Consider the following 1,430-nt stretch of genomic DNA (forward strand, 5'->3'; position numbering starts at 1 on the left):
GAGGAGACTTGCTCTCCGAGCTGGTGGTGGCCGCAGAGACCAGCGAGAAGCGACTGTTTACTAAAAACACAGGTCCGTGCGAAGTCGTAAGACGATGTATACGGACTGACGCCTGCCCGGTGCTGGAACGTTAAGGGGACCGGTTAGCTCTTCGGGGCGAAGCTGAGAACTTAAGCGCCAGTAAACGGCGGTGGTAACTATAACCATCCTAAGGTAGCGAAATTCCTTGTCGGGTAAGTTCCGACCTGCACGAATGGCGTAACGACTTCTCGACTGTCTCAACCACAGGCCCGGTGAAATTGCACTACGAGTAAAGATGCTCGTTTCGCGCAGCAGGACGGAAAGACCCCGGGACCTTTACTATAGTTTGATATTGGTGTTCGGTTCGGCTTGTGTAGGATAGGTGGGAGACTGTGAAGCGGACACGCCAGTGTTCGTGGAGTCGTCGTTGAAATACCACTCTGGTCGTGCTGGATGTCTAACCTGGGTCCGTGATCCGGATCAGGGACAGTGTCTGATGGGTAGTTTAACTGGGGCGGTTGCCTCCTAAAGGGTAACGGAGGCGCCCAAAGGTTCCCTCATCCTGGTTGGCAATCAGGTGTCGAGTGTAAGTGCACAAGGGAGCTTGACTGTGAGACCGACAGGTCGAGCAGGTGCGAAAGCAGGGACTAGTGATCCGGCGGTGGCTTGTGGAAGCGCCGTCGCTCAACGGATAAAAGGTACCCCGGGGATAACAGGCTGATCTTCCCCAAGAGTCCATATCGACGGGATGGTTTGGCACCTCGATGTCGGCTCGTCGCATCCTGGGGCTGGAGTAGGTCCCAAGGGTTGGGCTGTTCGCCCATTAAAGCGGTACGCGAGCTGGGTTTAGAACGTCGTGAGACAGTTCGGTCCCTATCCGCTGTGCGCGTAGGAGTCTTGAGAAGGGCTGTCCCTAGTACGAGAGGACCGGGACGGACGAACCTCTGGTGTGCCAGTTGTTCTGCCAAGGGCATGGCTGGTTGGCTACGTTCGGGAGGGATAACCGCTGAAAGCATCTAAGCGGGAAGCTTGCTTCGAGATGAGGACTCCCACCAACTTCGGTTGGGTAAGGCCCCCGAGAGACGATCGGGTTGATAGGCCGGGTGTGGAAGCCCTGTAAGGGGTGGAGCTGACCGGTACTAATAGGCCGAGGACTTGTCCTCAGTTGCTACGCGTCCACTGTGTGGTTCCCGAACCGCAATCGGTTTCGGGGAACCCGTTTGATAATTGAATCACCGCATGTGATTTCTGGTTCACCGAACGACCCGTGATTGTCGGGTTCGATGGTTTTCCGGTGGTCTTGGCGGAGAGGAAACGCCCGGTCTCATTCCGAACCCGGAAGCTAAGCTCTCCAGCGCCGATGGTACTGCACTCGAAGGGGTGTGGGAGAGTAGGACGCCGCCGGAATC

2 rRNA genes (1 of these 2 running past the window's edge) are annotated in these 1,430 nt (G+C 56.6%); both read left to right on the forward strand.

Annotation, left to right across the window (positions count from 1 at the left end):
• Positions 1-1,184, forward strand: a 23S ribosomal RNA gene (locus tag ACIBSV_RS50500); it begins 1,812 nt to the left of the window's first position.
• Between the two features lie 127 nt (positions 1,185-1,311).
• A 5S ribosomal RNA gene (gene rrf / locus ACIBSV_RS50505) occupies positions 1,312-1,428 on the forward strand.
• The last annotated feature ends 2 nt before the right edge of the window (positions 1,429-1,430 follow it).

Source organism: Embleya sp. NPDC050154, assembly GCF_044460165.1.
GTDB lineage: Bacteria > Actinomycetota > Actinomycetes > Streptomycetales > Streptomycetaceae > Embleya.